Source organism: Eubacterium maltosivorans, from assembly GCF_002441855.2.
In the GTDB taxonomy this organism is placed as follows: domain Bacteria; phylum Bacillota; class Clostridia; order Eubacteriales; family Eubacteriaceae; genus Eubacterium; species Eubacterium maltosivorans.
Window position 1 is genome coordinate 50,412 of the sequence record NZ_CP029487.1, and the last position, 21,697, is coordinate 72,108.

General features: G+C 47.6%; 28 protein-coding genes and 1 riboswitch. Of the genes, 23 read left to right on the forward strand and 5 right to left on the reverse strand.

The annotated features are described in order from the left end of the window. Positions 1-134 precede the first annotated feature (134 nt). The 5 genes from CPZ25_RS00310 (at position 135) to CPZ25_RS00330 (ending at position 4,498) form a co-directional block, all read left to right on the forward strand. The gene (locus CPZ25_RS00310) at positions 135-725 is read left to right on the forward strand and encodes a hypothetical protein (protein WP_096919308.1); all 591 of its coding nucleotides are present in this window, start codon (positions 135-137) and stop codon (positions 723-725) included. A 58-nt stretch (positions 726-783) separates the two neighbouring features. Beyond that, entirely contained in the window at positions 784-1,302 is a 519-nt protein-coding gene (locus tag CPZ25_RS00315) for an O-acetyl-ADP-ribose deacetylase (protein ID WP_096919719.1), read from the forward strand. Further along, positions 1,286-2,506: a Card1-like endonuclease domain-containing protein gene (locus tag CPZ25_RS00320; protein WP_167495129.1), complete on the forward strand. Its 1,221-nt coding sequence runs from the start codon at positions 1,286-1,288 to the stop codon at positions 2,504-2,506. Before CPZ25_RS00315 ends, CPZ25_RS00320 begins: the two co-directional genes overlap by 17 nt. Before the next feature lie 13 nt (positions 2,507-2,519). Further along, complete coding sequence (locus CPZ25_RS00325) at positions 2,520-2,783, forward strand: hypothetical protein (protein ID WP_096919310.1); 264 nt, start codon at positions 2,520-2,522, stop codon at positions 2,781-2,783. A 133-nt stretch (positions 2,784-2,916) separates the two neighbouring features. Continuing rightward, positions 2,917-3,011: riboswitch (glycine riboswitch) on the forward strand. A gap of 44 nt (positions 3,012-3,055) precedes the next feature. Further along, entirely contained in the window at positions 3,056-4,498 is a 1,443-nt protein-coding gene (locus CPZ25_RS00330; RefSeq protein WP_096919311.1) for an alanine/glycine:cation symporter family protein, read from the forward strand. A gap of 106 nt (positions 4,499-4,604) precedes the next feature. Here CPZ25_RS00330 and CPZ25_RS00335 read toward each other — a convergent pair whose 3' ends face one another. Next, positions 4,605-4,817: a hypothetical protein gene (locus CPZ25_RS00335; protein ID WP_096919312.1), complete on the reverse strand. Its 213-nt coding sequence runs from the start codon at positions 4,815-4,817 to the stop codon at positions 4,605-4,607. Positions 4,818-5,039: 222 nt separating this feature from the next. Between CPZ25_RS00335 and CPZ25_RS00340 the strand changes: the two genes are divergently transcribed. The 6 genes from CPZ25_RS00340 (at position 5,040) to CPZ25_RS00365 (ending at position 8,058) form a co-directional block, all read left to right on the forward strand. Further along, complete coding sequence (locus tag CPZ25_RS00340; RefSeq protein ID WP_074616250.1) at positions 5,040-5,615, forward strand: DUF5714 domain-containing protein; 576 nt, start codon at positions 5,040-5,042, stop codon at positions 5,613-5,615. Positions 5,616-5,624: 9 nt separating this feature from the next. Continuing rightward, the gene (locus CPZ25_RS00345) at positions 5,625-5,918 is read left to right on the forward strand and encodes a lipoyl domain-containing protein (RefSeq protein WP_096919313.1); all 294 of its coding nucleotides are present in this window, start codon (positions 5,625-5,627) and stop codon (positions 5,916-5,918) included. Continuing rightward, entirely contained in the window at positions 5,919-6,668 is a 750-nt protein-coding gene (locus CPZ25_RS00350; protein WP_096919314.1) for a tetratricopeptide repeat protein, read from the forward strand. A 258-nt stretch (positions 6,669-6,926) separates the two neighbouring features. Beyond that, positions 6,927-7,127 carry a cold-shock protein gene (locus CPZ25_RS00355; protein WP_058695152.1) on the forward strand — a complete coding sequence of 67 codons (201 nt, stop codon included), beginning with the start codon at positions 6,927-6,929 and terminating at the stop codon, positions 7,125-7,127. A gap of 129 nt (positions 7,128-7,256) precedes the next feature. After that, positions 7,257-7,763, forward strand: a complete 507-nt coding sequence (locus tag CPZ25_RS00360) for a flavin reductase (protein WP_096919720.1) — start codon at positions 7,257-7,259, stop codon at positions 7,761-7,763. 106 nt (positions 7,764-7,869) lie between these two features. Continuing rightward, positions 7,870-8,058, forward strand: a complete 189-nt coding sequence (locus CPZ25_RS00365; protein ID WP_058695151.1) for a ferredoxin — start codon at positions 7,870-7,872, stop codon at positions 8,056-8,058. A 92-nt stretch (positions 8,059-8,150) separates the two neighbouring features. Here CPZ25_RS00365 and CPZ25_RS00370 read toward each other — a convergent pair whose 3' ends face one another. Beyond that, entirely contained in the window at positions 8,151-8,807 is a 657-nt protein-coding gene (locus tag CPZ25_RS00370) for a DUF1638 domain-containing protein (protein ID WP_058695150.1), read from the reverse strand. Between the two features lie 156 nt (positions 8,808-8,963). Between CPZ25_RS00370 and CPZ25_RS00375 the strand changes: the two genes are divergently transcribed. The 7 genes from CPZ25_RS00375 to CPZ25_RS00405 all read left to right on the forward strand — a co-directional run bounded on the left by CPZ25_RS00375 (position 8,964) and on the right by CPZ25_RS00405 (position 15,007). Further along, the gene (locus tag CPZ25_RS00375; protein WP_058695149.1) at positions 8,964-9,317 is read left to right on the forward strand and encodes a hypothetical protein; all 354 of its coding nucleotides are present in this window, start codon (positions 8,964-8,966) and stop codon (positions 9,315-9,317) included. Positions 9,318-9,376: 59 nt separating this feature from the next. Next, positions 9,377-9,820, forward strand: coding sequence for a hypothetical protein (locus tag CPZ25_RS00380; RefSeq protein ID WP_058695148.1), 444 nt, complete (start codon positions 9,377-9,379; stop codon positions 9,818-9,820). Positions 9,821-9,997: 177 nt separating this feature from the next. Then, a complete protein-coding gene (locus CPZ25_RS00385; protein ID WP_058695146.1) occupies positions 9,998-10,273 on the forward strand; it encodes a LysR family transcriptional regulator in 276 nt (91 codons plus the stop codon). Positions 10,274-10,417: 144 nt separating this feature from the next. Next, positions 10,418-10,936, forward strand: coding sequence for a hypothetical protein (locus CPZ25_RS00390; RefSeq protein ID WP_096919316.1), 519 nt, complete (start codon positions 10,418-10,420; stop codon positions 10,934-10,936). A 408-nt stretch (positions 10,937-11,344) separates the two neighbouring features. Then, a complete protein-coding gene (locus CPZ25_RS00395) occupies positions 11,345-12,634 on the forward strand; it encodes a putative bifunctional diguanylate cyclase/phosphodiesterase (RefSeq protein ID WP_096919317.1) in 1,290 nt (429 codons plus the stop codon). A gap of 207 nt (positions 12,635-12,841) precedes the next feature. Further along, positions 12,842-14,290, forward strand: coding sequence for a GntR family transcriptional regulator (locus tag CPZ25_RS00400; protein WP_096919318.1), 1,449 nt, complete (start codon positions 12,842-12,844; stop codon positions 14,288-14,290). A gap of 138 nt (positions 14,291-14,428) precedes the next feature. Further along, a complete protein-coding gene (locus CPZ25_RS00405; RefSeq protein ID WP_013379704.1) occupies positions 14,429-15,007 on the forward strand; it encodes a TetR/AcrR family transcriptional regulator in 579 nt (192 codons plus the stop codon). A 59-nt stretch (positions 15,008-15,066) separates the two neighbouring features. Here the strand turns inward: CPZ25_RS00405 and CPZ25_RS00410 are convergent, their stop codons facing one another. From CPZ25_RS00410 to CPZ25_RS00420, 3 genes are all read right to left on the reverse strand, one after another. Further along, positions 15,067-15,912, reverse strand: a complete 846-nt coding sequence (locus tag CPZ25_RS00410) for a DegV family protein (protein WP_096919319.1) — start codon at positions 15,910-15,912, stop codon at positions 15,067-15,069. A 186-nt stretch (positions 15,913-16,098) separates the two neighbouring features. Beyond that, positions 16,099-16,893 (reverse strand): ABC transporter permease, encoded by a 795-nt coding sequence (locus CPZ25_RS00415; protein ID WP_058695140.1) that lies wholly within the window; start codon positions 16,891-16,893, stop codon positions 16,099-16,101. After that, positions 16,886-17,521: an ABC transporter ATP-binding protein gene (locus CPZ25_RS00420; RefSeq protein WP_096919320.1), complete on the reverse strand. Its 636-nt coding sequence runs from the start codon at positions 17,519-17,521 to the stop codon at positions 16,886-16,888. Before CPZ25_RS00420 ends, CPZ25_RS00415 begins: the two co-directional genes overlap by 8 nt. A 271-nt stretch (positions 17,522-17,792) precedes the next feature. On the opposite strand from CPZ25_RS00420, the gene rffA reads away from it, so the two are divergent. Genes rffA through CPZ25_RS00445 form a run of 5 tightly spaced genes read left to right on the forward strand, consistent with a single transcriptional unit; the run spans position 17,793 to position 21,697 of the window. Further along, positions 17,793-18,923: a dTDP-4-amino-4,6-dideoxygalactose transaminase gene (rffA, locus tag CPZ25_RS00425; protein ID WP_096919321.1), complete on the forward strand. Its 1,131-nt coding sequence runs from the start codon at positions 17,793-17,795 to the stop codon at positions 18,921-18,923. A gap of 20 nt (positions 18,924-18,943) precedes the next feature. Then, positions 18,944-20,074, forward strand: a complete 1,131-nt coding sequence (locus CPZ25_RS00430) for an ATP-grasp domain-containing protein (protein WP_074616241.1) — start codon at positions 18,944-18,946, stop codon at positions 20,072-20,074. Next, the gene (locus CPZ25_RS00435) at positions 20,064-21,029 is read left to right on the forward strand and encodes a glycosyltransferase family 2 protein (protein ID WP_058695136.1); all 966 of its coding nucleotides are present in this window, start codon (positions 20,064-20,066) and stop codon (positions 21,027-21,029) included. Before CPZ25_RS00430 ends, CPZ25_RS00435 begins: the two co-directional genes overlap by 11 nt. Then, positions 21,010-21,357 carry an EamA family transporter gene (locus CPZ25_RS00440; protein WP_058695135.1) on the forward strand — a complete coding sequence of 116 codons (348 nt, stop codon included), beginning with the start codon at positions 21,010-21,012 and terminating at the stop codon, positions 21,355-21,357. Before CPZ25_RS00435 ends, CPZ25_RS00440 begins: the two co-directional genes overlap by 20 nt. Further along, positions 21,350-21,697, forward strand: coding sequence for an EamA family transporter (locus CPZ25_RS00445; protein WP_058695134.1), 348 nt, complete (start codon positions 21,350-21,352; stop codon positions 21,695-21,697). The genes CPZ25_RS00440 and CPZ25_RS00445 overlap by 8 nt, the downstream gene beginning before the upstream one ends.

Consider the following 21,697-nt stretch of genomic DNA (forward strand, 5'->3'; position numbering starts at 1 on the left):
CGTTGATTTTTTAAAGGCGTTGGGGTATAATGAAAAATGATAGAGGGCAGGGCTGAGGTTTTATTCAGGTCTGCCTTTTTTTATAAAATGATGGGGAAGCAAGAGAAAATTTCCGTTACGGAAAGGAATAAAAAATGACCGTTCAATTTACAGATCAGTATATTTTTAAAAATGAAGCGTATGATATTACAGCTTTGGAGAACACGCTGGCATTTGATCCTTCGGATTACGGCGCCTTTCCAATATCCTTCTGTCCAGCCTGCGCCAGGGGCTTTTATGGGCAGTACGGTTTGCGCGATGGCCGGCTTTGTCTGAGAAACCTGTACATGACCACCCTGGGTGATTATCCGGAAATCAGGGGCGTGGCTCCGGAGACCAACCGCCAGGATTTTTTTCTGAGCCTCTTTAAGGTTTACCGTGGCGTCAATATCCCGGCGGGCTACAGCGGCGGTATGTTTATTGGCCGGGATCTGGTGGAGGATTTTTATGAATCCACAGGTGTTCAGAAGCATTATGCCTACAAAGATGTGTATCTGCTCAAGTTTAAGGACGGACGCCTGAAAAGCGCCCGGGATTATTCCGATAAAATGCAGAAGATCCGGGATGATATTATCTGTGATACCAATTATTTTTATTATGATGAGGCTTCCTTTTCCTTTGTGCGCAATCCGTCGTACGATTCGCCCTATGAGGTTAACTGGGAGGATCTGGTCAAACAGGAATAGGATGGGCAGAGCCGCATGTCTGGGAAAATTTATGTAAATGGAAGCAGAGGAGGAGAAGATGGGAAACATTGAACTATTACTGGGCGATATTACAAGGGATTACGGTGTGGACGCCATTGTCAACGCGGCCAACAGCTCGTTGCTGGGCGGCGGCGGTGTGGACGGCGCCATCCACCGTGCGGCGGGACCAGAGCTTTTAGAGGAGTGCCGGACGCTGAAGGGATGCCCCACCGGCGGGGCGAAAACAACCAGAGCATACCGACTGCCCTGCAAATATGTTATTCATACAGTAGGGCCGGTGTGGCACGGCGGTGGCCAGCACGAGGCGGCGCTTTTGAAAGACTGTTATCACAATTCCATGACACGTGCTCTGGAAGCTGGAGCCCGCTCAGTGGCCTTTCCGTCAGTTTCGACCGGGGTGTACCATTATCCGGTGGATCAGGCGGCAGCCATTGCCCTGAAAACTGTCCGGGATTTTTGGAACGCCCATGCCAGCAGCTTTGAGCGCATTTTGTTTGTTCTGTTTGACGAGCGCACTCTGGCGGCTTATAAAAAGGCCTATGAAGACCTTAATTGAGCTTTATGACCCGGCCCACCCGGTCAAAAATATTCTGGCGTCGCTGATCTTTAAGCCGGAAGCCTTGGTGTTCATTGGCCTGAAGGGCAGCCTTACAGACCGGGCACAAAGCCTTATTGAGCGTTTGCTGCGGCGAAAAGGCATTGAGGCAGAGCTGTGTTTTATCGAGACCGATTTAAAGGATGGCAACCGGGTTGTGCGTATGTTTGAACAGATCACCTGGGAGCACGCAGACTGTGTCTTTGAAATTTCAGGCGGCCCAGATCTGCTGCTGGCTCTGGTAGGACATTTCTGCGCTCTGCGCGGTGTTCCGCAGTTGTATAAGGATATGGACAGTCAGGAGCTGATCTGGATTACCAGTGAAGGGGAACGGCGGGAGCCTCTGTTACTGCCGAAGCTTGACATCAGCGATCTGCTGCTGGCTTACGGTGCACGTCTGGAACGCACCGACCATTATTATCCAGATCTGGGCGATGCGGCTCAGGAGGCCTGTATCGGCCGGATCTGCCAGGTGTTTCTGCGGTTTCTGGAGGAATGGCCCCACGTCAGTGTCTGGTTCCAGTATGTGTGCCGCAACGCGGTTGAGGAGGACCAGGCCTACGAATGCCTGGAGGTCAGTGAGAAGCGGGATGGCCGGGTCAATATGCTGCTGCGGCAGTTTAAAAATCTGGATGTGTTTTACGCTTTGCAGAAGGCGGGCGCGATTCATCATCTGGCCGTTGACAGGTGGCGCATCAGTTTTCGGTTTGAAAACACGGAAATCCGGCGGCTTCTCACCAATCAAGGCGTTTGGCTGGAGCTCTGCACCTACCTGAGCGCTGCGGAAGCCGGTGGATTTGAAGATCTGGTCATGAGCGCTGTCATTGGATGGGATTATGAGAATAAGGAGCATTACCCACAGAATGAGATTGATGTCATTTTACTGAAAGGCATCAGAGCCCTGTTTATTTCCTGTAAAACCAGCATTACCAAGCGTTCGCCCTACGATTTATATGAGATTAAAACCTTATGTGAGCGTTTTGGCGGTGATATGGCACAGGCGGTCCTTGTTACCGCGGACAACTGTCTGGATATTAATCACAGCCTTTATGTCCGGGCGCGGGAGATGGGAATTGTGATTTTGGATATTAATACCATTAAAAAGGGAAATCTCGGAAGCGATCTGCTTAAGATCGCGGAAGGGCGTTACCATTTCCCGAAATAGGAGGAAATTGAAAATGGATGAGCAAAAAAAGCCGCTTCTGGTCGTTGGGGTCAAAGGACAGCAATATGTCTATGCGACAGAAGAAAACCTGGAATACAGCGAATACAGACAGATAAAGGATATTGCGGAGAGCACTACACACTACGCTGCCAATGCCCGGTGTGTCAATCCGGATGTGCTGGCCTTTCAGTTTACCACAAGGGTAAAGGAGGAGCTTGGGGTGGTCCTTATACCCGTTCCGGTTTGGCCTCAGATTGTTGTGAAATTTAAAAAATAGCGAACAGCAGATTTTGGTACATATCGTGTGCCGGATCTGCTGCTTTTATTTTTGTCTTTCTTAAAAAGACTATTGTCTTTTGCTTTAAGGTGTGTTACACTTTTATACGTTGTCTTAAGAAAGGCTTAAGATGCAACAAAACTCTGGAGAGTCTCTTTTAAAAGAGCGCCGAAGGTGTACCCCCTGTTTTCAGGGCTATCTCTCAGGCAAAAGGACAGAGCAGTTATTTTGCTTTTGTTCAACTCCAACGACATCAAGAAGGAGGAACAAAAATGTTTCAACAATTCACTGATTTTCTGGTATGGGTGGATGATAAGGTTTGGGGAATTCCGCTCATTGTCTTGATTTTGGCAGTCGGTATTTACCTGACCTGCCGCCTGCATATTTTACAGATTCGTCACTTACCAAAAGCGCTTAAGTTTATGGTCAAAAATGAAGAAGACGGGACCGGTGAGGTCACCAGCTTCGGCGCTTTGTGCACGGCTTTATCGGCCACCATCGGCACAGGCAATATCGTCGGTGTGGCAACAGCTCTTGTTGCTGGCGGCCCCGGCGCGCTGTTCTGGATGTGGATCGCGGCCTTCTTTGGGATGGCCACCAAATATGCCGAGGGCGTTTTAGCCATCAAGTACCGTGTGATCGAGGAGGACGGACATGTGCTGGGCGGCCCTTTTTATTACATTGAACGCGGGATGGGGGTAAAATGGCGCTGGCTGGGCAAGATTTTCGCTTTCTTCGGAGCAGGAGTCGGCCTTTTGGGCATCGGTACCTTTACGCAGGTCAATGGGATTGCCTCCGCGGTCAACGGCTTTTTTGATCCAAACAATGCCTGGACGGTCAGCCTTTTTGGTTCAGACTACTCATGGACTGTTGTGATCAGCGGTTTGATTTTAACCCTTTGTGTAGGGATGGTGGTTATCGGCGGCATCAAACGTATTGCGCGGGTTTCTGAAATTATTGTACCTTTTATGGCGATTGCCTATTTTTTGTGCTGTCTTTTGATTCTGATCATGAACTTTAAAGCCATTCCGGCCGCGCTGCTCGAAATTATTCAGAGCGCCTTTGGCATGCGCGCGGTAACCGGCGGAGCCATCGGTGCGATCATCGTGGCTATGCAGAAGGGGATTGCCCGGGGGATATTCTCAAATGAAGCCGGCCTGGGGAGCGCCCCCATCGCGGCGGCAGCCGCCCAGACCAGGGAGCCTGCCCGTCAGGGGCTGGTCTCCATGACAGGGACTTTTATCGATACGATTATCATCTGTACCATGACAGGACTCAGCATTGTCATCACCGGGGCCTGGGATATTGGCCTTGAGGGCGTGGCGGTTACAACACACGCCTTTCAAACCGGCCTGCCATTCGCGCCGCAGGTCAGTTCATTTCTGCTGATGATCTGTCTGGTGTTCTTTGCCTTTACAACGATTCTGGGATGGAATTATTATGGCGAACGCTGTCTGGAATATCTGGCCAATGGAAGAAGCGCGGCGGTGACAACCTATCGCTGGCTGTATATTCTGGCTGTTTTTATCGGTCCGTTTATGACGGTTTCAGCGGTGTGGACCATCGCGGATATCTTTAACGCTTTGATGGCGCTGCCGAACTTGGTAGCTATTATTGCTCTCAGCGGCGTGGTGGTTGCGGAAACAAAGGCTTATTTTAACCGGGCGAAAGCGCTAAACCCCATGGGGCTGGGCACAGATCCGGAAGAAGCATAAAAAAGATCTTCAATCCCTCTTTTGATATTCTTTGCAGTCTGGCAAGAGACTGCAGGGAAGCCTGTATCTAAAAAAGCCCGAAGCAGCTCGCTTCGGGCTTTTTTGTTTATTTTTTCACTTTTGCGCCAAATTGGACTTCATCTGCGCGTTCCTGTTCCTCGCTGGAAAGTGGCTTATCTTCCTTTTCATTCACCTTAGCACCGAAAAATACCTCATCATCGCGTTCCTGTTCTTTGGTTTTTTCACCGTTTCTTGCTGGATCCTCTTTTACATCTGCACCAAACATAATTTCATCGTTGCGTTCTTTTTCATTACTCATCGTTAGCATCTCCTTTGCTTGTAATGTTTTTCTTATGTATACTCTATACCCATATTGAAGTATAATCAACATGATATCCGAAATTTTATTTTATTTTATGAAATTTTACTGGTATACCATAACAGTTATTAAGACTTTATTAAAAGTCCGCTTGACGCGCCATGAGAGACTTATTATAATAGAAATAACATTGGATTTAGTCTAATAATAAGGAGTGAAAAAATGGAAACAAATTTTGATGGCTATGCCTATATTACGGAGGAATGTATTAATGCTTTCAGAAAGGATACCACCATTGTGCCGGTTGAGCTGGCTGTCCGGATTATGAAGCATCCGGATTTTCCCATGCACTACCCTTACCACCATTATCTGGTGCCGGCGGTTATGCTGACAGCAGTATACCGGCTCCAGGGTGAAGAGGAAGCTCTGAGGATGGCTCTGGAGGAAGCGAAGAGCCGGGCGCTCAATGTTCTTAAGGGGTTTTGCGGCCTGTATGGTGATTGCGGTGCAGCTGTGGGGCTGGGGATTTTTATGAGTATTTTGACCGGCACAACACCTCATTCGGAGGAAACCTGGGCCATGACCAATCGGATTACAGCCGGCAGTCTGATGAAGATTGCGGAAATAGACGGTCCGCGCTGTTGTAAACGCAACTGTTTTCTGGCGTTGCAGCACGCTGTGCCCTTTCTAAAGGAAACACTGGATGTTACCCTTGAGGCGCCAAAGAAAATTGTGTGCACCTTCAGCGATATAAACGAGGACTGTAAAGGGACGGCCTGCCCCTTTTTCCAGCTGTGAGGTAGGGAGATGAAGGTTCCGATTTTAATCGACCACCGGGCAGCGCCGGTTATTAAGGATGAAAATGTCTGTGAATGTAAGAAAGAACCAGTGCTTATGACATATAAGAAGGCTGTAATCTATTGGCAGAAAGAAATGGGTGCGTCCGTATCCCGGGGAGAGCTAGTGGCAGAGGGAGAGATTGAAAAACAGAGCATCGCTGTGACTGCGCCGTCTGACGGCATTCTCAGTGAGATCTGTGTGATGGATGGACAAAAGGCAGGGGTGGATATGCCCCTTGGCTATATTGAAAGCGAGGACTAAATGGAGCAGGAAGCCCTGGAGCTGCTGGTATGCCTGGCCGAAGCTGGCGATGCGGAGGCCATGGAGCAGGCGGCGGATTATTATTTTTACAAAACCAATAAGCAAAAATTGAGTGAGGAAAACTTTGACCGTGTCTGGTCTTGGTACCACACACTGGCAGAGCAGGGAAACGGACACGCCATGGCCGTGATCGGCGCCATGTACTACGAGGGCGTCAATATAAAACAGGATTATACCAAAGCGCGGCAATGGTATGAAAGAGCTGCGGAAACTGGCGATGTCTGGGGCATTAACAATTTGGGCTATTGCTACTATTACGGCCGTGAGGTGGATGTGGATTACCAGAAGGCCTGGACCTATTTTGGGCGTGCCGCTGCTCTGGGTAACCACTGCGGTATGTATAAAATCGGTGATATGTACTACCACGGCAAATATATGAGACAGAGTTTCGAAAAGGCTGTGTACTGGTACCGGAAGGCCATCGGGCAGATTGATGAGGATTGTCCTGAGTATCCAAACATCGCGGCCCGGCTGGGCCACTGCGCCTTAAAGGGAGAAGGAGTGGATAGGGACGTACTGCTGGCCCTGAAATGGCTTCAGGCGGCAGAATACGGCTGTTACCAGTTTCTGCTCAGAGGGGACGCCTTTGCGCATCTTTCCTTTCCAGGCGTCAAGGCAGATCTGGCGGAGGCACGGGCCTGGCTGGAAATTGCCATTGAAGAGACCCGCTCAGTGGTGCAATATACCTGACGCCATAAGTCGCTGCCTGTTGCGTTTTCAGGCAGCGGCTTTAATTTAAAAAGGCTTAAAAGAAAAAGTTTTTCTTTGGGGGATTGACAGAATGTGTAAAAGATAGTATAATAAGTCTCGTATTCAAGGAAGTATCAATTGATTTCACATATTTTTGCAAGTCATTTTGGTTTTACTTTTCGAAATGATTTACAAAAATATGTGTTTTTTTATTTATATGTTCCTAGAATGAAGTTTTAATTTAGGAGGTACCGTAAAATGAATAAAGGTACAGTAAAATGGTTTAACAGCGAAAAAGGTTTTGGATTTATCTCTAGAGAAGAAGGCGACGATGTATTCGTACATTTCTCTGCGATCGTTGGCGATGGCTTCAAAACTTTAAATGAAGGTCAGGAAGTTACCTTTGATACAGAAGAAGGTCCAAGAGGCTTACAGGCTAAAAACGTTAGTGTTGCTTAATTTAAATTAAGCCAAAAACAGCTGGAACAGCATTTGCTGATCCGGCTGTTTTTATTTTGGGATACGGGTATACTTTTTAAGCCAGAAGGTTTATAATGATTAATAATTTTAATAAAGGAGTGATACATGATGTCTGATTATAAAGAAATAACAACCGGGGATTTATCCCTTAACCCCTTTAAGCGTATTGCGAAGGATTGGATGCTGATCACCGCCGAAAAGGACGGAAAGGCCAATACAATGACCGCAGGCTGGGGCGGTCTGGGAGTAATGTGGGGAAAGGATGTAGCTTTTATTGTTATCCGTGAAAGCCGCTTTACCAAGGAGTTTGTGGATGGATCAGAGCATTTTTCCCTGACCTTTTTTGGTGAAGGCTATAAAAAGGAGCTGGGCTATCTGGGCTCTGTCTCTGGACGGGATGAAGATAAAATCGCCAGGAGCGGCCTTACACTGGTGCCAGACGCTGCCCCTTACTTTAAAGAGGGGAATCTTGCTCTGGTCTGCAAAAAGCTTTACGCCATAAATATGGGGCCAGAGGGTTTTACCGCTGGGCCGGAGCTTGATAAAAAGTGGTATGCCGATAAGGACTATCATACTCTGTACGTGGGAGAAATCGAAAAAGCTTATACTAAATAGCACAGATTGTGAAGACCATGAAATTTTCTGAAACAGCAGTTTGACAAGGCCTTAAAAGGGTAATTATTAATTGTCAGTTGAATTGATTCAGAAAGGATTGAATGTCATGAATGTAAGTATTGATGAAAGCGGCTGCATCGGCTGCGGATTATGTACACAGGTCTGCCCTGAGGTTTTTGAAATGGGTGATTCCGGCGTAGCCGAGGTCATTATGGAAGAAGTTCCGGAAAATCTGGAAGACAGTGCCCAGGAAGCAGCAGACAGCTGCCCGGTAGAAGTGATTACAGTAGAATAAACAGGAGACGACCGGTAAAACATACCAGTCGTCTCCTGAGGGTTCGCAGGCCTCTGGTCCGGCATCCGCTGCCGGCGCCAGGGGCTTTTTCATCAATGAAGAGCGCTGAAGTCTTCCAGCGTGGTCTTCTGCCCGGGCGGAATAACACAGAAATTTTGTGTCCAATGTCCTGTCAGCAGCTGCTCCAGAATGGTCAAGCTGCCCTCGCCCTCGATGAGTTCAAGCTCTGTAAGGGCTGAAAACGCATCGAGTTCTTCTTGTACCTCCGATATATCATAAGAGCCTGTACGGATCATCATCATGTAGGTGTAGTTTTTGAAAAGCACCCGCGTGATTTTTTTTGATTGTTCTTTTCCATAGCGTTTAAGCTGGTAGTTCAGGTCCTTTGTCACAGGACACTCGCCCCGAAGCCAGCCCTTTGTCAGGAAATAGGTGTTGCTTCGTATCTCATCCAGAGCCGAGTTATCGTTCAGAAGCATATCAATACAGTCGCCAAAACGGGGAATCACCATGGCAGCGCCAGGGCACTTAATACCTACAAGGCCGTTTCCGCAGTTTCCGTAACCCAACAGTACCTGATCCAGGCCTGTTATGGAGTTGAGCACTTCCTGCAGGGCTTCTCGCAGGCGGTCCGGTGCGGCATGAAGTGAGTTTCCCATCCAGTGAACCGGTATTTCCAGCTGATGCAAATCCATTACCTTGTGGATTTCATCCTTCAGGGTTTCGCACGCAATTAACAATTGCCCCATGGGTGTAATGCCTCCTATCCGCATGCAAACATTTAACAGTCTGTATATTATAACACACTTCAGGACATTTGTGTGCCCTTTATGAACTAAAATGTATCTTGTTAAAGGGAAGCGGGCAGTGCTATAATGAAAAAAACACTTCTTTTGGAGGCAGAGATGAATTTTAATGATGGTTATTTTTTAAACAATTTTCACAAAGCAAGATTTAAGGATATGGCCCGCCGTCATGGCAGAGTGTATCAGGCGCCGGCATACTTAGTCAGCGCTTATATTTTCAGCTCAACGCCTGAGCTGATGGCTAGGACTGAGCCCAGTATGAACGATTCAGCCATTGATTTTGCTAAAGTTTTGAACGGAGAGCTGAGTGCGGAGGAAAAGATTCTTGTTCAGTTCGCCGCTAACTTTTATGATCCGGCCAGGTATGAAAGCCCGTCGGTTTCGGCATTGATCAACGACCTCTCAGGGGAAAGCTATACAGTGATGCTGAACATTTTTAAGATGTTCAATTAGTTTAAATAAGAAAGAAACAGGGTATATCAGAAGCAGTATTAATGAAAAGGAGAGAAGCAATGAAACGAAAATCTTTTGTTTTAGTGCTGCTTTTGATCGCTCTGTTATTTCTGGGGGCAGGCTGCAGCATGACAAAGCCATCAGGCGAAAGCGCGTCTGACCCAGACAGCAGAACCCAGGAAATGGATGGGGAAGCCTCAAACGACAGCACAATCAATGAATTTAAACGCGAAACCTCAGAAATCTCGCAGAGAGTGGATGAGGTAGTGCCCATTGAAAATGATATGAATGAAAAAACGCAGCAGTTCAACGGGATTATGCAGAAAATTGACGCCTTGGATCAGAAAATTGATGATTATGAGAACCAGATAGAAGCAGACTATAAAAACCAGAAGCTCTCGGAAAGGGATTATAAAGTCGCCAAAATGGATATTGAAAAGGCGGACGATGACCTTGGGGCTGTAAAGGAAAAACTGGAAAACAAGTTTGCGATGGATGACTGATTTTAACAAAATAAGCCAGAGAAAGATGCGCAAAGCTAAATTCTCTGGTATTTTTATTGAAAAAAAGGCAAAAACATTCGGAAAAGTTTCTATTTTCATATCTTTTTTTGACATTATCTCTAGAATTTTGTATAATTGTATCAATACATTCAAGAAATTATTGAAAGGCCGGAAAAAATGAATCTTAATCATCTATATTACTTTAAAACTCTGGCTGGATTGGAACATTATGCGAAGGCTGCCAAAGAGCTTAACATTAGTCAGCCAAGCTTGAGCTATGCAATTGCGGGACTGGAAAAAGAGCTCGGCGTTCCTCTGTTCAGGAAAAAAGGCAGAAATGTGGTACTGACCAGTTATGGGAAGGCTTTTGAAGAGTATGTCACCATTGCCATTGCCCAATTGGAGGACGGTGTCCGCTTTATCCAAAATATGGACGGAGAGGAACAGGCATAAAAGATACGAATAAGATATTTAAAAGTCGAGAACAGCGCAAGCTGTTCTTTTTTTGCTTTGAACGAAGGGGGACGGTGCCGGGAGTGATTTTCAATAAATGATAAGGGTATATTATACATATGACTTACATAGGAGGTTAAACAAATGGAATCAATTGATTATTACAGCACCAGTAATACTTTAAATACTTTTATGACTGCCCTTTTCGGCGCGGCTGCCGGCGTTGTGGCCGTTATCTCAGCCCTGATCGGTATCGTGCTATACCTGCTTTTAGCATACGCCTATTACCGGATGGCAAAAAACAGAGGTCTGGACCATGCCTGGACAGCCTGGATACCCATCGCGCAGCTTTATCTGCTGGGAATGCTGATAGACCGCCGCGTTTATTTTGGCAGCGCCAAAATTTCCAATGCACATGTCCTGTTGCCCATCGGCTTTATTCTGGTACCGGCCATCGCCTTTATTCCAGTAATAGGATATCTTTACGGGGTTGCCTATACCATCTATGCTTTCGCGGCGCATTACCGCTTATACCGTCTTTATGGTACATCTAACCAGGCCTTAGTATTTCTGATTTTAAGTATTATTTTCCCGGTGACAGAACCCTTTTTCGTCTTTGTGTTAAGGAATAAGCCTTCGGTTGAATATCAGACATATTTTTAAAAACAACACAATTGTAATTGAAAGTATCTAAATACTAACAAAAACAAAACTAATGGTTATGGTATTTATCTAAAAGAATCATATCACAGTGTAAATGGTGATATGATTTTTTTATTTTGAGATTGCACTGTAAAAGAAAATCTTGTATAATATATCTGCTTGGATTATAAGGATAAAAGATGTTGGCTTTTTAAAATCAACGGCCTTGATCCAGGTACAAACCTGGCTATTCTTAAGAGACTCCCTCTCTGTTTGAATAGACATTTACATTTCTTTCGCAGAGGCTCAGGCTTCTGCAACGGGTGGAGGAGCGCGCCAATTTCCTCCATTTACTCTTCTTTGAGACAGCACTTTTGCTGTCTCTCTCTTGATATCAGCCAACACTGGTTTTTATGAAGGAGCAAAAAAATGACTGCTCAAGTATATAAAACAGACAGCCTGCCGGGTCAGGAGCAAAAACAGGAACTTTTTATCCGGCGGCTTGGGGAAATACTGAAAGAAAAAAGAACAGAAGCGGTCCTGGCCGCCATGGATATTCAGAATTTTAAATCGGTCAATGAAATTTGGGGCATGAAAAATGGCAACCGTCTTTTGTCAATCATTGTCGACCAGTCGTTAAAAGTTTTGGGTGGCGGAGAGAGCGTTTCGCGCTTTTTTAAGGACCGTTTTTACCTGCTGCTGTTAGGGCCGGTGAATACTATAAAAGAGAGGCTGGAAGCCATGAGGCGGCAGATAGAAGCAGAGTTTGTGCGCTGTATTGGTTATCCCTATTCGTTAGTGGTGAGCCTTGGACTCTGTGAGTATAATGATGACGTAAAAAGTGGAGACGAGTGGCTCATACGGGCAAACTATGCGCTGGAAAGCGCTGAATTGCCTGTTGGGGATGGCTTCGCAATTTATGATAACGCCATGCAGAAAAATCTTCAGGAAGTCCGAAAGATTGAAAAACGGATGCAGTTTGGTATTGAGAACAATGAGTTCAGAATATATCTTCAACCGCAGTTTGAACTGGCAACAGGACGCCTGTCCGGTGCTGAAGCCCTGGTTCGCTGGATCAGTCCAGAGACTGGGTTGGTCAGCTGTCCGGATTATTTTATTCCTTTATTTGAGAAAAACGGTTTTATCAAAAAACTGGATCTTTACATGATGGAGCAAACCTGCCGGGTGCTTAGGGACTGGAAAAAGCAGGCCCTTGAGCCGGTGCCCATCGCAGTGAACATTTCACGCCGCCATATCGGAGAGCCAGGCCTGGCTAAGAGACTGCTTGAGATCTGCGAAGCTCATGGAGTACCGCCGGAATACATTGAAATTGAGATGACTGAAACCTTTGAGCTTGCGGAAAATAAAACACTTCAGAAAGCTCTGATTACGTTGAAAAAAGCCGGATTTTCACTGGCTTTGGACGATTTCGGTAAGGAAAACACCTCCATAAGCTTGCTCCGGGAATCCTGCTTCGATGTGATTAAATTTGATAAATCATTTTTGTCTGGCTGCATAGAGGATAAGCGCGCCCGGGGCCTGCTGAATTCTATGCTGCAGATGGTTAAGAACCTTGGAATTAAGACACATGTAGAAGGGATTGAGCGCTGGGAAGAGGAAGATCTATTAAAAAAATACCAGTGTGACCGGGTGCAGGGGTTTTATTATGCAAAACCCATGCCCGCAGATATGCTGACAAACTATTTGCCAAAAACATAAGCAGGGCTTGTGTTTTTTAACTCCAACAAAACAGGAAAAGCACAAATAAACGGGGGTATCGTAGCTGTGTGTTCTGCTTTGGAGGAGTTTTTTTATTGCCTGAAAGACACTTTATAAATAATATTTTTAATATTGTAGGTTTTTTAGAACGATTATGGTATAATCAAGGCTACTAAACGCGTACAATCTGGAACCGGAGGACAGAGTATGAGTGAATTAGCCACCCAGAATTTGGCAACCTATGTTTATGAAAATCTGCTGCTTAGAATCATGACAGGAAAATTAAAAAAAGGCGATGTTCTGCCGTCCAGAAAGAAGCTGGCAGAAGAATACAATGTCGCGGAGATTACCGTCCGAACAGCGATTCAGATGCTGGCTCTAAACAGTATGGTGAGCACCTCTCAGGGAAAGGGAACGGTTGTCACTTTTGATATGCAGCATGACGAAAATTCGCAGTTTTATTGGAGTTTTATGTCTAAGCGTGTGGGCTCCATTGTGGATGTGATGCGGGCCACATCGCTGTTTTTTTCGGATATTATGATCTATGCGGCTCTAAACTGTGGCCCCAAAGATATTGCCCGTTTCAAACGGCTTTACATTGATTACCAGGAGGCCTGTGGAAGAAATATCGTTGTCTGCTTCAGCCGCTTCTGGACAGAGCTTCTGGAAACATTGAAAAACGCGCTTGTCAAAGAGCTTTACCAGCAGATGGTTCAGTTTACCGGATTGTTTTCCATCATTTTTGAAGAAAAAATGATGATGGATTTTAAAGAATGGTCACTGCCTTATCTGCAAGTCTTTTTTCGGGGAATAGAGGAGGGCGATCTGGACAAGCTGCAGCAGGGACTGGGCGCAGTGTTTGGAGATACCGAGTTTGTGACGTATTCCGAAATGTATAACGACAGGCTGGGGACAGAGGAACAGGTTCCTTTTTACTGGTTTATCAGCAGTGAACGTCACAACCTGACGGACTCCATTATTAATGTTATTCTGAAACGTATTGAAATCGGCGAATACCAGATTGGGGACTCTATCCCCTCCCTTAATGCGATCCGGGAGGAATTTCAGGTTTCAGTCAAAACTGCCAGAAGCGCCCTTTCCAGTCTGGAGGAGACAGGCGTGGTCGAACGGTCCCAGGGGAAAAAGGCAGTGGTCACTAAACGTGAGGCCATCCGAATAGACAAGGAAAAAATACCAGTGCGGCAGATGCGGAACGACCTGAAAAATCTGCTGGACGCCCGTGCCGCTTTGCTGCTTACCCACAAGACCTTTGTCCGTGAGGCGTTAAAGGGAAAACGCAAAAATGAAGGGCTCTGCCAGCAGAAGAGCCGGCTGAAGACAGTGACCTACCATTCGCCGATCCCCCTGTTTAATGAGATGATTCTGCAGATAGAATCACCGACTCTTCGTCATATTTATACGCAGCTTGAGAACATCCTGATTAAAGGCAGTTATTACAGGCAAACCGCTGATTATGATTACAGCGACCGTGTCAGCGCTATTATGGAAAATTATGAAAAGGCCCTGAACGCTTATCTTGAGGAGGACGAGGAAATCCTGGTGAAAAGCCTGTATGCGGTTATTCGTATACAATACGATGTGACAGTGGATTACTGCCGCAGAAAAGGCGTTTTGGTCGAGCGGCCCATTACCTAAGCCAAAAAGGGATTTGCTTAACTTAAGGAAGTAAAAACTTTTGCTGAAGCCTGACAAAAAACTACCCTTACTTTCCTTGACGAACGCGGGAGTAAAACTTATAATTAAAAGCGACACGTATGTCGTTTTGGAGGTTTTATGAGTACACTGAAGGCTGATATGAAGCGGAATTATATTTTAGACAAGGCGCGGGATGTTTTTATCCAGAAGGGTTTTGCCGCCGTTACCATGAAGGACATTGTGGAAGCCTGCGACATCAGCCGCGGTGGACTGTACCGCTATTACGGATCGACCCGGGAGATTTTTCTGGCTCTGTTCCAGCGTGACGCTAAAGAGGAGCTGGAGCGTGTAGAGGTAGCGATTTGGGAGGAAATGTCTGCCAGAGACATTCTTTTTTCCTATATGAAGCGGCAGAAATGTGCCTTTGAGCAGGAGAGAACCACCTTATCCAACGCTGCTTATGAGTTCTTTCTGGAAAACCCCGATGACCGGGTGATCTTTCAGTGGCAGTTTGACGGTATCTCCGAGATGCTGCGGGAAATTTTGGAGTATGGGGTTCGAAAGGGTGAGTTTGTTTTGCCCGACACTGCGGCCTTTGCAAGACACCTGGCTCTTTTTATCAACAGCATGCAGCTTTCATTGCCCCTGCTAAACTTTCCGGGTCCGCGAATTGAGGAGCAGTTCGGATTGCTTTTAAGACCGATTTTAGCCAGTTAAACAATAAAAAATTCCCAGCCGGGTTCTTTGATTCGGCTGGGAATTTTTAGTTTATACGCTTATTTCGCTTTTAAAAAGACAAGGATGACCGCCCCGGGGCCGGTGTGTGTTCCGATGACGCAGCCTACCGGGTGCATTTCGATTTTGTCCAGATGGTGGTCGCGGATGGCCTGGGCTTTAAAATCCATGACCTGCTCCTTGTCCCGGGTATAGCCGAGATAGACCGGCACATTGGGGTCAAGCCCCTGAGCCTTGGCGATCTGCTCAGAGAGAATTTTATTACCATTTTTCAACCCACGGGCCTTTGCCAGCATTTCAAGACTGCCCTGGTTCAGGGTAACGATGGGTTTGATCCGCAGCAGGGAGCCCATGGTGGCCGCGCCTTTGCCGAGACGGCCGCCCTTATGCAAATATTCCAGTGTGTCGACCATGGCCAGCAGTACCAGTCGGTGGCGGGCCTCATCAAGGACGGAGACGATCTCATCAGCGGTTTTACCTTCAGCCCGCATGTTGACAGCGTATTCGACCAGCAGGCGCAGGCCCATGCTGGCGTTTAAGGTGTCGATGATGTGAATGCGGTCATACTCCGCCATATTTTTGGCCAAGGTCGCGCTCTGGACTGTGCCACTGATTTTGCTGGACAGGAGCAGGACAATGACATCATCACCGGCCTTTTTTGCCTCCTCAAAATAAGGGAGAAACTGAGTGGGTGTTGGCTGTGAGGTGGTCGGCAGGGTTTTTGAGCTCTCAAGGATCGGATAAAATTCCTCAATGCTGATATCCACACCTTCATCGTATTGGTTGTCGCCTACGATGACCTTAAGCGGGACGATGGAGACATCCAGCTTTTTGGCCTCCTCCTGCGAAATATCGGAAGTTGAATCGGTAATAATTTTTATAGACATGGATAATTCCTCTCTGTTTTCATTTGAAATTTAAAATAACTTTAACTTAAAACTATTAGCATTTATAATTTTATCAGAGAATGCTTAAATGTCAAGGAGTTTTCAAAAGTTTTCATTTTTCTAAAGTAAAAAGCCGCGGCCAAAGGTGGCTGCGGCGGGCAGGCTTACAGATGAAAAAGGGATAATCTACTGCTTTCTGTCGATGAGCTGGGCGTCTTTTGTGAAAAAGGTTTTATAACCCAGGGTGACAAACAGAACCACCGTGATGGCTGTGCAGCCCAGAATAGCCAGCATGATGCCGATCTGGTATTTGATGGCAGTCAGAGGAAAGGTCCCTGAGAGGATCTGGCCAGTCATCATGCCTGGCAGGGAGACAATGCCCATAGTAAGCATGTTGTTCATGGTGGGGAGAATGGCGCTGTCAAAGGCGTCGTTGACGATATCCCGGGTTGCGGCCTTTGGGGTGGCACCCAGCATGAGGGCGCTTTCGATCTGGTCGTGCCTTTCAAGCATGGCGCTGCACAGCTTGTTGGCCCCGAGGGCAATACCTGTCATGGCGTTGCCGACGATCATGCCGGAGATGGGAATCATGTACTGAGGGTTAAACCAGGGCGTAACATGCAGCACACCCAGCATGAAAATGACTGCGGTGATGCTGTAGCCGGCTGCCATGGAAACTGCGATGAGCTGCCTGAGCTTTTTGCTCATGGGCGTTTTTACACGCTTCAGGGCATTGAAAATGGCAAATCCAACCATGACGGAGAGCATCAGCAGTGTCAGCCACCAGCTGGGGTTTTCGAAAACATACATTAAAATATAGCCCATCACTGTGAGCTGGAGAGTCATGCGGGTGGTGGCAATAAGGATCATTTTTTCACGTTTGATGCCCCTTGCCTTAAAGATGACCAACAGCAGAAGCACAAAGATATAGGCGATGGCGAGGTTAAGAATGGAAAGATCCATAACCGTACTGTTATTCATGGGCGTAGCCTCCTGTCCGTCCGTTCTCAATGCGGATCGTCCCCTCCGGGTAAAGGCCGGAGACCTCCTCGGAGTGGGTGACCATGATAAGTTCCTTTTTTTCACGGATCACAAAATCTGCCAGATTAGTGATGATGAAATGCTCCGTTTCCTTATCCAGCGCTGCCGAGGGCTCGTCCAGCAGATAGACCTCCGCGTCCATGAGCATGACACGGGCCAGGCAGAGCCGCTGCTTCTCACCGCCTGAAAGGCTGAGACAGGGATCATCCAGCGGCTTGTCCAGTTTCACCTGCTCGAGAGCGTTGAGCAGGCGGTCCCTTGACGCGGGCAGCTTCTCAGAAAAGCGGAGGCCGATCTGTAAATTTTCTTCGAGGCTGCCGCTGTAGATTACCGGGTTCTGCCCGAGCATAACAACCTCACGGCGCAGGGATACAGACGGGATATCAGCGAGGTCACTGCCGTTATAGATAATGGCCCCGCTGTCGGGGCTATACAGCTTGTTTAAATGTTTGAGCAGCGTGGTTTTTCCGCTGCCTGAGGAGCCGATAATACAGGTGATGGGACGGTCGATGGTCAGGGCCTCGATGTCCAGAATGTTCTTGAATTTTAGGTTGCAGATTTCAAACACAGCTTTTTTCCTTTTTATTTTTATTCTAGCACATTTTACGCGCTGAGAGTAGCCTAAATAAAAGGCCGTGTTCTTGAAAAGCACAGGATAAACTAAAGAAAGCCGGCGTAAAATAATCTTATATTAAAATTATGACGAAGCGGAGACGGCATCGTTTAAGGAAATAATTAAAAAGATCTGAATTCCAGATCTTTTTTTGAGTTGAATTTGACCCGCCTTTTTATATGACGTATAATAGGTAGCGTGAGAAATAAACAAACGAGGCGACAATATGATTACATTTAATAAACCTCCCTTTATGGGGGACGAATTCAAATATATCAAGGAGGCGATCGACAATAAGCAGATCAGCGGCGACGGCGCCTTCACGGCCAGATGCAAGGCCTGGCTGGAAAAAAGCTGCGGTGCGCCGGAGGTGCTGCTGACAACCTCCTGTACCCATGCCCTTGAGATGGCAGCTCTGCTTTTGCAGATACAGCCGGGCGACGAGATCATCATGCCTGCCTATACCTTTGTGTCCACCGCCGATGCCTTTGTGCTGCGGGGGGCACGCATTGTTTTTGTGGATATCCGTCCGGATACGCTGAATATTGATGAAAAACAGATTGAAGCCGCGATTACCTCAAAGACCCGCGCCATTGTCCCGGTGCACTACGCCGGCGTTTCCTGCGAGATGGATACCATCAGCAGCATCGCCGCGGCATACGGCCTTAGTGTGGTGGAGGACGCGGCCCAGGGAGTGATGGCTTTTTATAAAGGGAAAGCTCTCGGCACCCTCGGTGATTTTGGCTGCTTCAGCTTTCATGAAACAAAAAACTACAGCATGGGCGAGGGCGGCGCTATTTTGATCAATGATCTGAAATACAAGGAAGAGGCTGAAATCATCCGGGAAAAGGGAACCAACCGAAGCCGTTTTTTCCGGGGTGAGATCGACAAATACACCTGGGTGAACCACGGCTCGTCCTATCTTCCGAGCGATATGAACGCAGCTTATCTGTGGGCGCAGCTGGAGCACGCGGATGAAATTAACAACGACCGGCTGGCCAGCTGGAATTATTACCGCGACGCGCTTCTTCCCCTGGCCCAGAGAGAACAGATTGAGCTGCCTTTTATTCCAGAGGAGTGCACACACAACGCCCACATGTTTTATATCAAGGCCCGGGATCTTGAGGAGAGAACCGCGTTCATGGCCCACATGAGGGAGGCCGGCATTCAGGCGATTTTTCATTATATTCCGCTGCACACCGCGCCCGAGGGCTTGAAGGTTGGCCGTTTCAGCGGCGAGGACCGTTACACGACCAGCGAGAGCGAGCGGCTTGTGCGGCTGCCTATGTACTATGGACTGGCAAGGGAAGATCAGAACCGGGTGATCAGTGCCATCGAAGACTTTTACCGGGTGTGAACGTGAAGGAGAATGGATCGATGAAGGAGAAAATTGCAATTATCGGCGCCAGTGAGTTTCAGAATCCGCTGATTCTGAGGGCAAAGGAGAAGGGCTATGAAACCCATGTTTTTGCCTGGGAGGCAGGAGATATCGGTGAAAAAACAGCCGATGTCTTTCACCCTGTCAGCATTGTTGATAAGGAAAAGATTCTGGAAATCTGCAAAGCCGAGGAGATTGCGGGAATCTGCTCCATTGGCTCAGATCTTGCGTCCCTGACCGTCAGCTATGTGGCTGAGGCCCTGGGGCTTCGGGGGAATTCCATGGCGTCTGCTGAGCTCAGCACCAATAAATACGCTATGCGCTGTGCCTTTCAGGCCGCGGATGATCCGATTCCCGGCTTTATGGAGGGAGATGCGGCCACCCGCCCCCAGGACGTGGCGCTTACGTACCCGCTGATCGTAAAACCTACAGACCGGTCTGGAAGCCGGGGAGTTACAAAGATCGAGGGCCCGGATGGGCTGGAAGCCGCCATTCATAAAGCCCTTGAGGATTCCTTTGAAAAAAAGGTCATGATTGAGGAGTTTGTGGAGGGAAGAGAGTACAGTGTGGAGTGTATCTCTTATGAGGGAATTCATGTTTTTCTTGCGCTGACGGAAAAAAGAACTACCGGTGCGCCTAATTTTATCGAAAAGGGACATTTGCAGCCAGCCGAGGTCACACCTGCTCTGCGCAACCAGATCATCACCATTGTCAAAAAAGCACTGGATACCCTCCAGATAAGATTTGGCGCGTCTCATTCAGAAATCATTATCCAGAAAAACGGTGTTATCCGCATTGTTGAGATCGGTGGCCGAATGGGAGGAGACTGTATCGGCTCACATCTGGTGCCCTTGTCCACTGGCTATGACTTTGTGGGCATGGTCATTGATATTGCCTGTGGGAAGGCGCCGGATTTTTCCATTATCCACGAGCCCTCCCCGGTCGAAATCCGTTTTATTTTTGGACCGGAGGATCTGGCAGACTACGAGGCCATGAAAGCGGCGGAAAAGGATCGGATTGTGTTCACCTCCTTACCGGAAAAGCTGGATGATCACCCGGTTACAGACAGCTCGAGCCGCTATGGCTTTTATATTTTTGAAAAGGAAAGGGTGGGTGTGAATGTCGATTAGCGAAAAAATATCCTTTGTGATTCCCTGCTACCGCTCAGAGGATACCATCGAAGCAGTGGTGCGGGATATTGATGAGACCGTCAGGCAACGGCCAGGCTATGATTATGAGGTCATTCTGGTCAATGACTGCTCGCCGGACAATACCTATGAGGTATTAATGCGCCTGGCAGACACAAACCCAAGAGTGCGGGTCGTGAACCTGGCCCGGAATTTTGGGCAGGCATCCGCCATTATGGCGGGCTACCACTATGTGACCGGCGACCTGGTCATTAATCTGGACGACGACGGGCAGACAGACCCTAAGGAATTCTATAAGCTGGTGGACCGGGTGCACGAGGGCGATGATGTGGTTTACGCCAAATATCCGGAAAAAAAGCACAGTGCTTTCAGAAACTTTGGCTCCAAAGTCAATGATATGATGGCAGACGCGTTGATCGGAAAGCCCAGACACCTGGTTTTTACCAGTTATTTTTGTGCAAGACGTTTTGTCATCGATGAGGTGCTGCGGTATGACAAGCCCTTTCCTTATATCGACGGGCTGCTCATGCGGGTTACCAAGCGGGTGAGCGCTGTGGAGATTCCCCATAAGGAGCGAGAGACAGGGGAGTCTGGCTATACCATCGGCAAGCTTTTTTCACTTTGGCTGGACGGCTTCACAGCCTTTTCGGTCAAGCCTCTGCGGATCGCGACGGTTTTGGGCTTCTTGATCGCCATGGTGGGGTTTGTCTACGGCGTTTACACAATTGTTCTGCAATTTATTGAACCGAGCGAGGTCACGGGCTGGGCGTCGCTGATGGCGGCCACAGTCTTTCTGGGCGGCATGATCATGGTCATGCTGGGGCTTGTGGGTGAGTACATCGGCCGTATTTACATCAGCCAGAACAACGCGCCGCAGTATGTGGTGCGGAACACATTAAATATTGAGGATGGGAAAAATGGAAAAGATACGCGTTAAGGATTTTGTTTTTCTCCACGCCCTTTTACTGGTTTATTCTTTCTCATCCGTCTGCTCGAAGGCAGCTGCGGCTCAGACGTTTCTGTCCCTTCATTTTTTTATTTATTATGGTCTGGTGCTGGTGATACTGGCAGTTTACGCGCTGCTGTGGCAGCAGGTGCTTAAGCGGATGCCGCTGACGGTGGCCTTTGCGAACAAAGCGGTGGTGATCATCTGGGGCATTGTCTGGGGCATGCTCTTTTTTGGTGAGACCCTTCGGATTTCCATGGTCGTCGGGTCTGTTATCATCATTGCTGGCATTTATCTGGTGGTGAGTGACGATGAATAATATGCTTTTTTATACCATTTTGTTTCTGGTCTCTGTGTTTATATCGTCTGTTTCCCAGATTATTTTGAAAAAGAGTGCGGAGGTTAAGTACGCGAGCCTTATTCGGGAGTACCTGAACCCTATGGTTATTACCGCTTATACCATTTTTCTGGCGTCTACCCTGCTGACCACCTTTGCCTATAAAGAGGTTCCGCTGTCGCTGGGGCCGGTGCTTGAGGCCACAGGCTATATCTATGTGGCGGTGTTGGGAACCCTCATTTTAAAGGAAAAGCTGAGCCGGAGAAAAATCATCGGCAATGTGCTGATTATTGCGGGGATTATGGTTTTTGCGTTGTTTTAA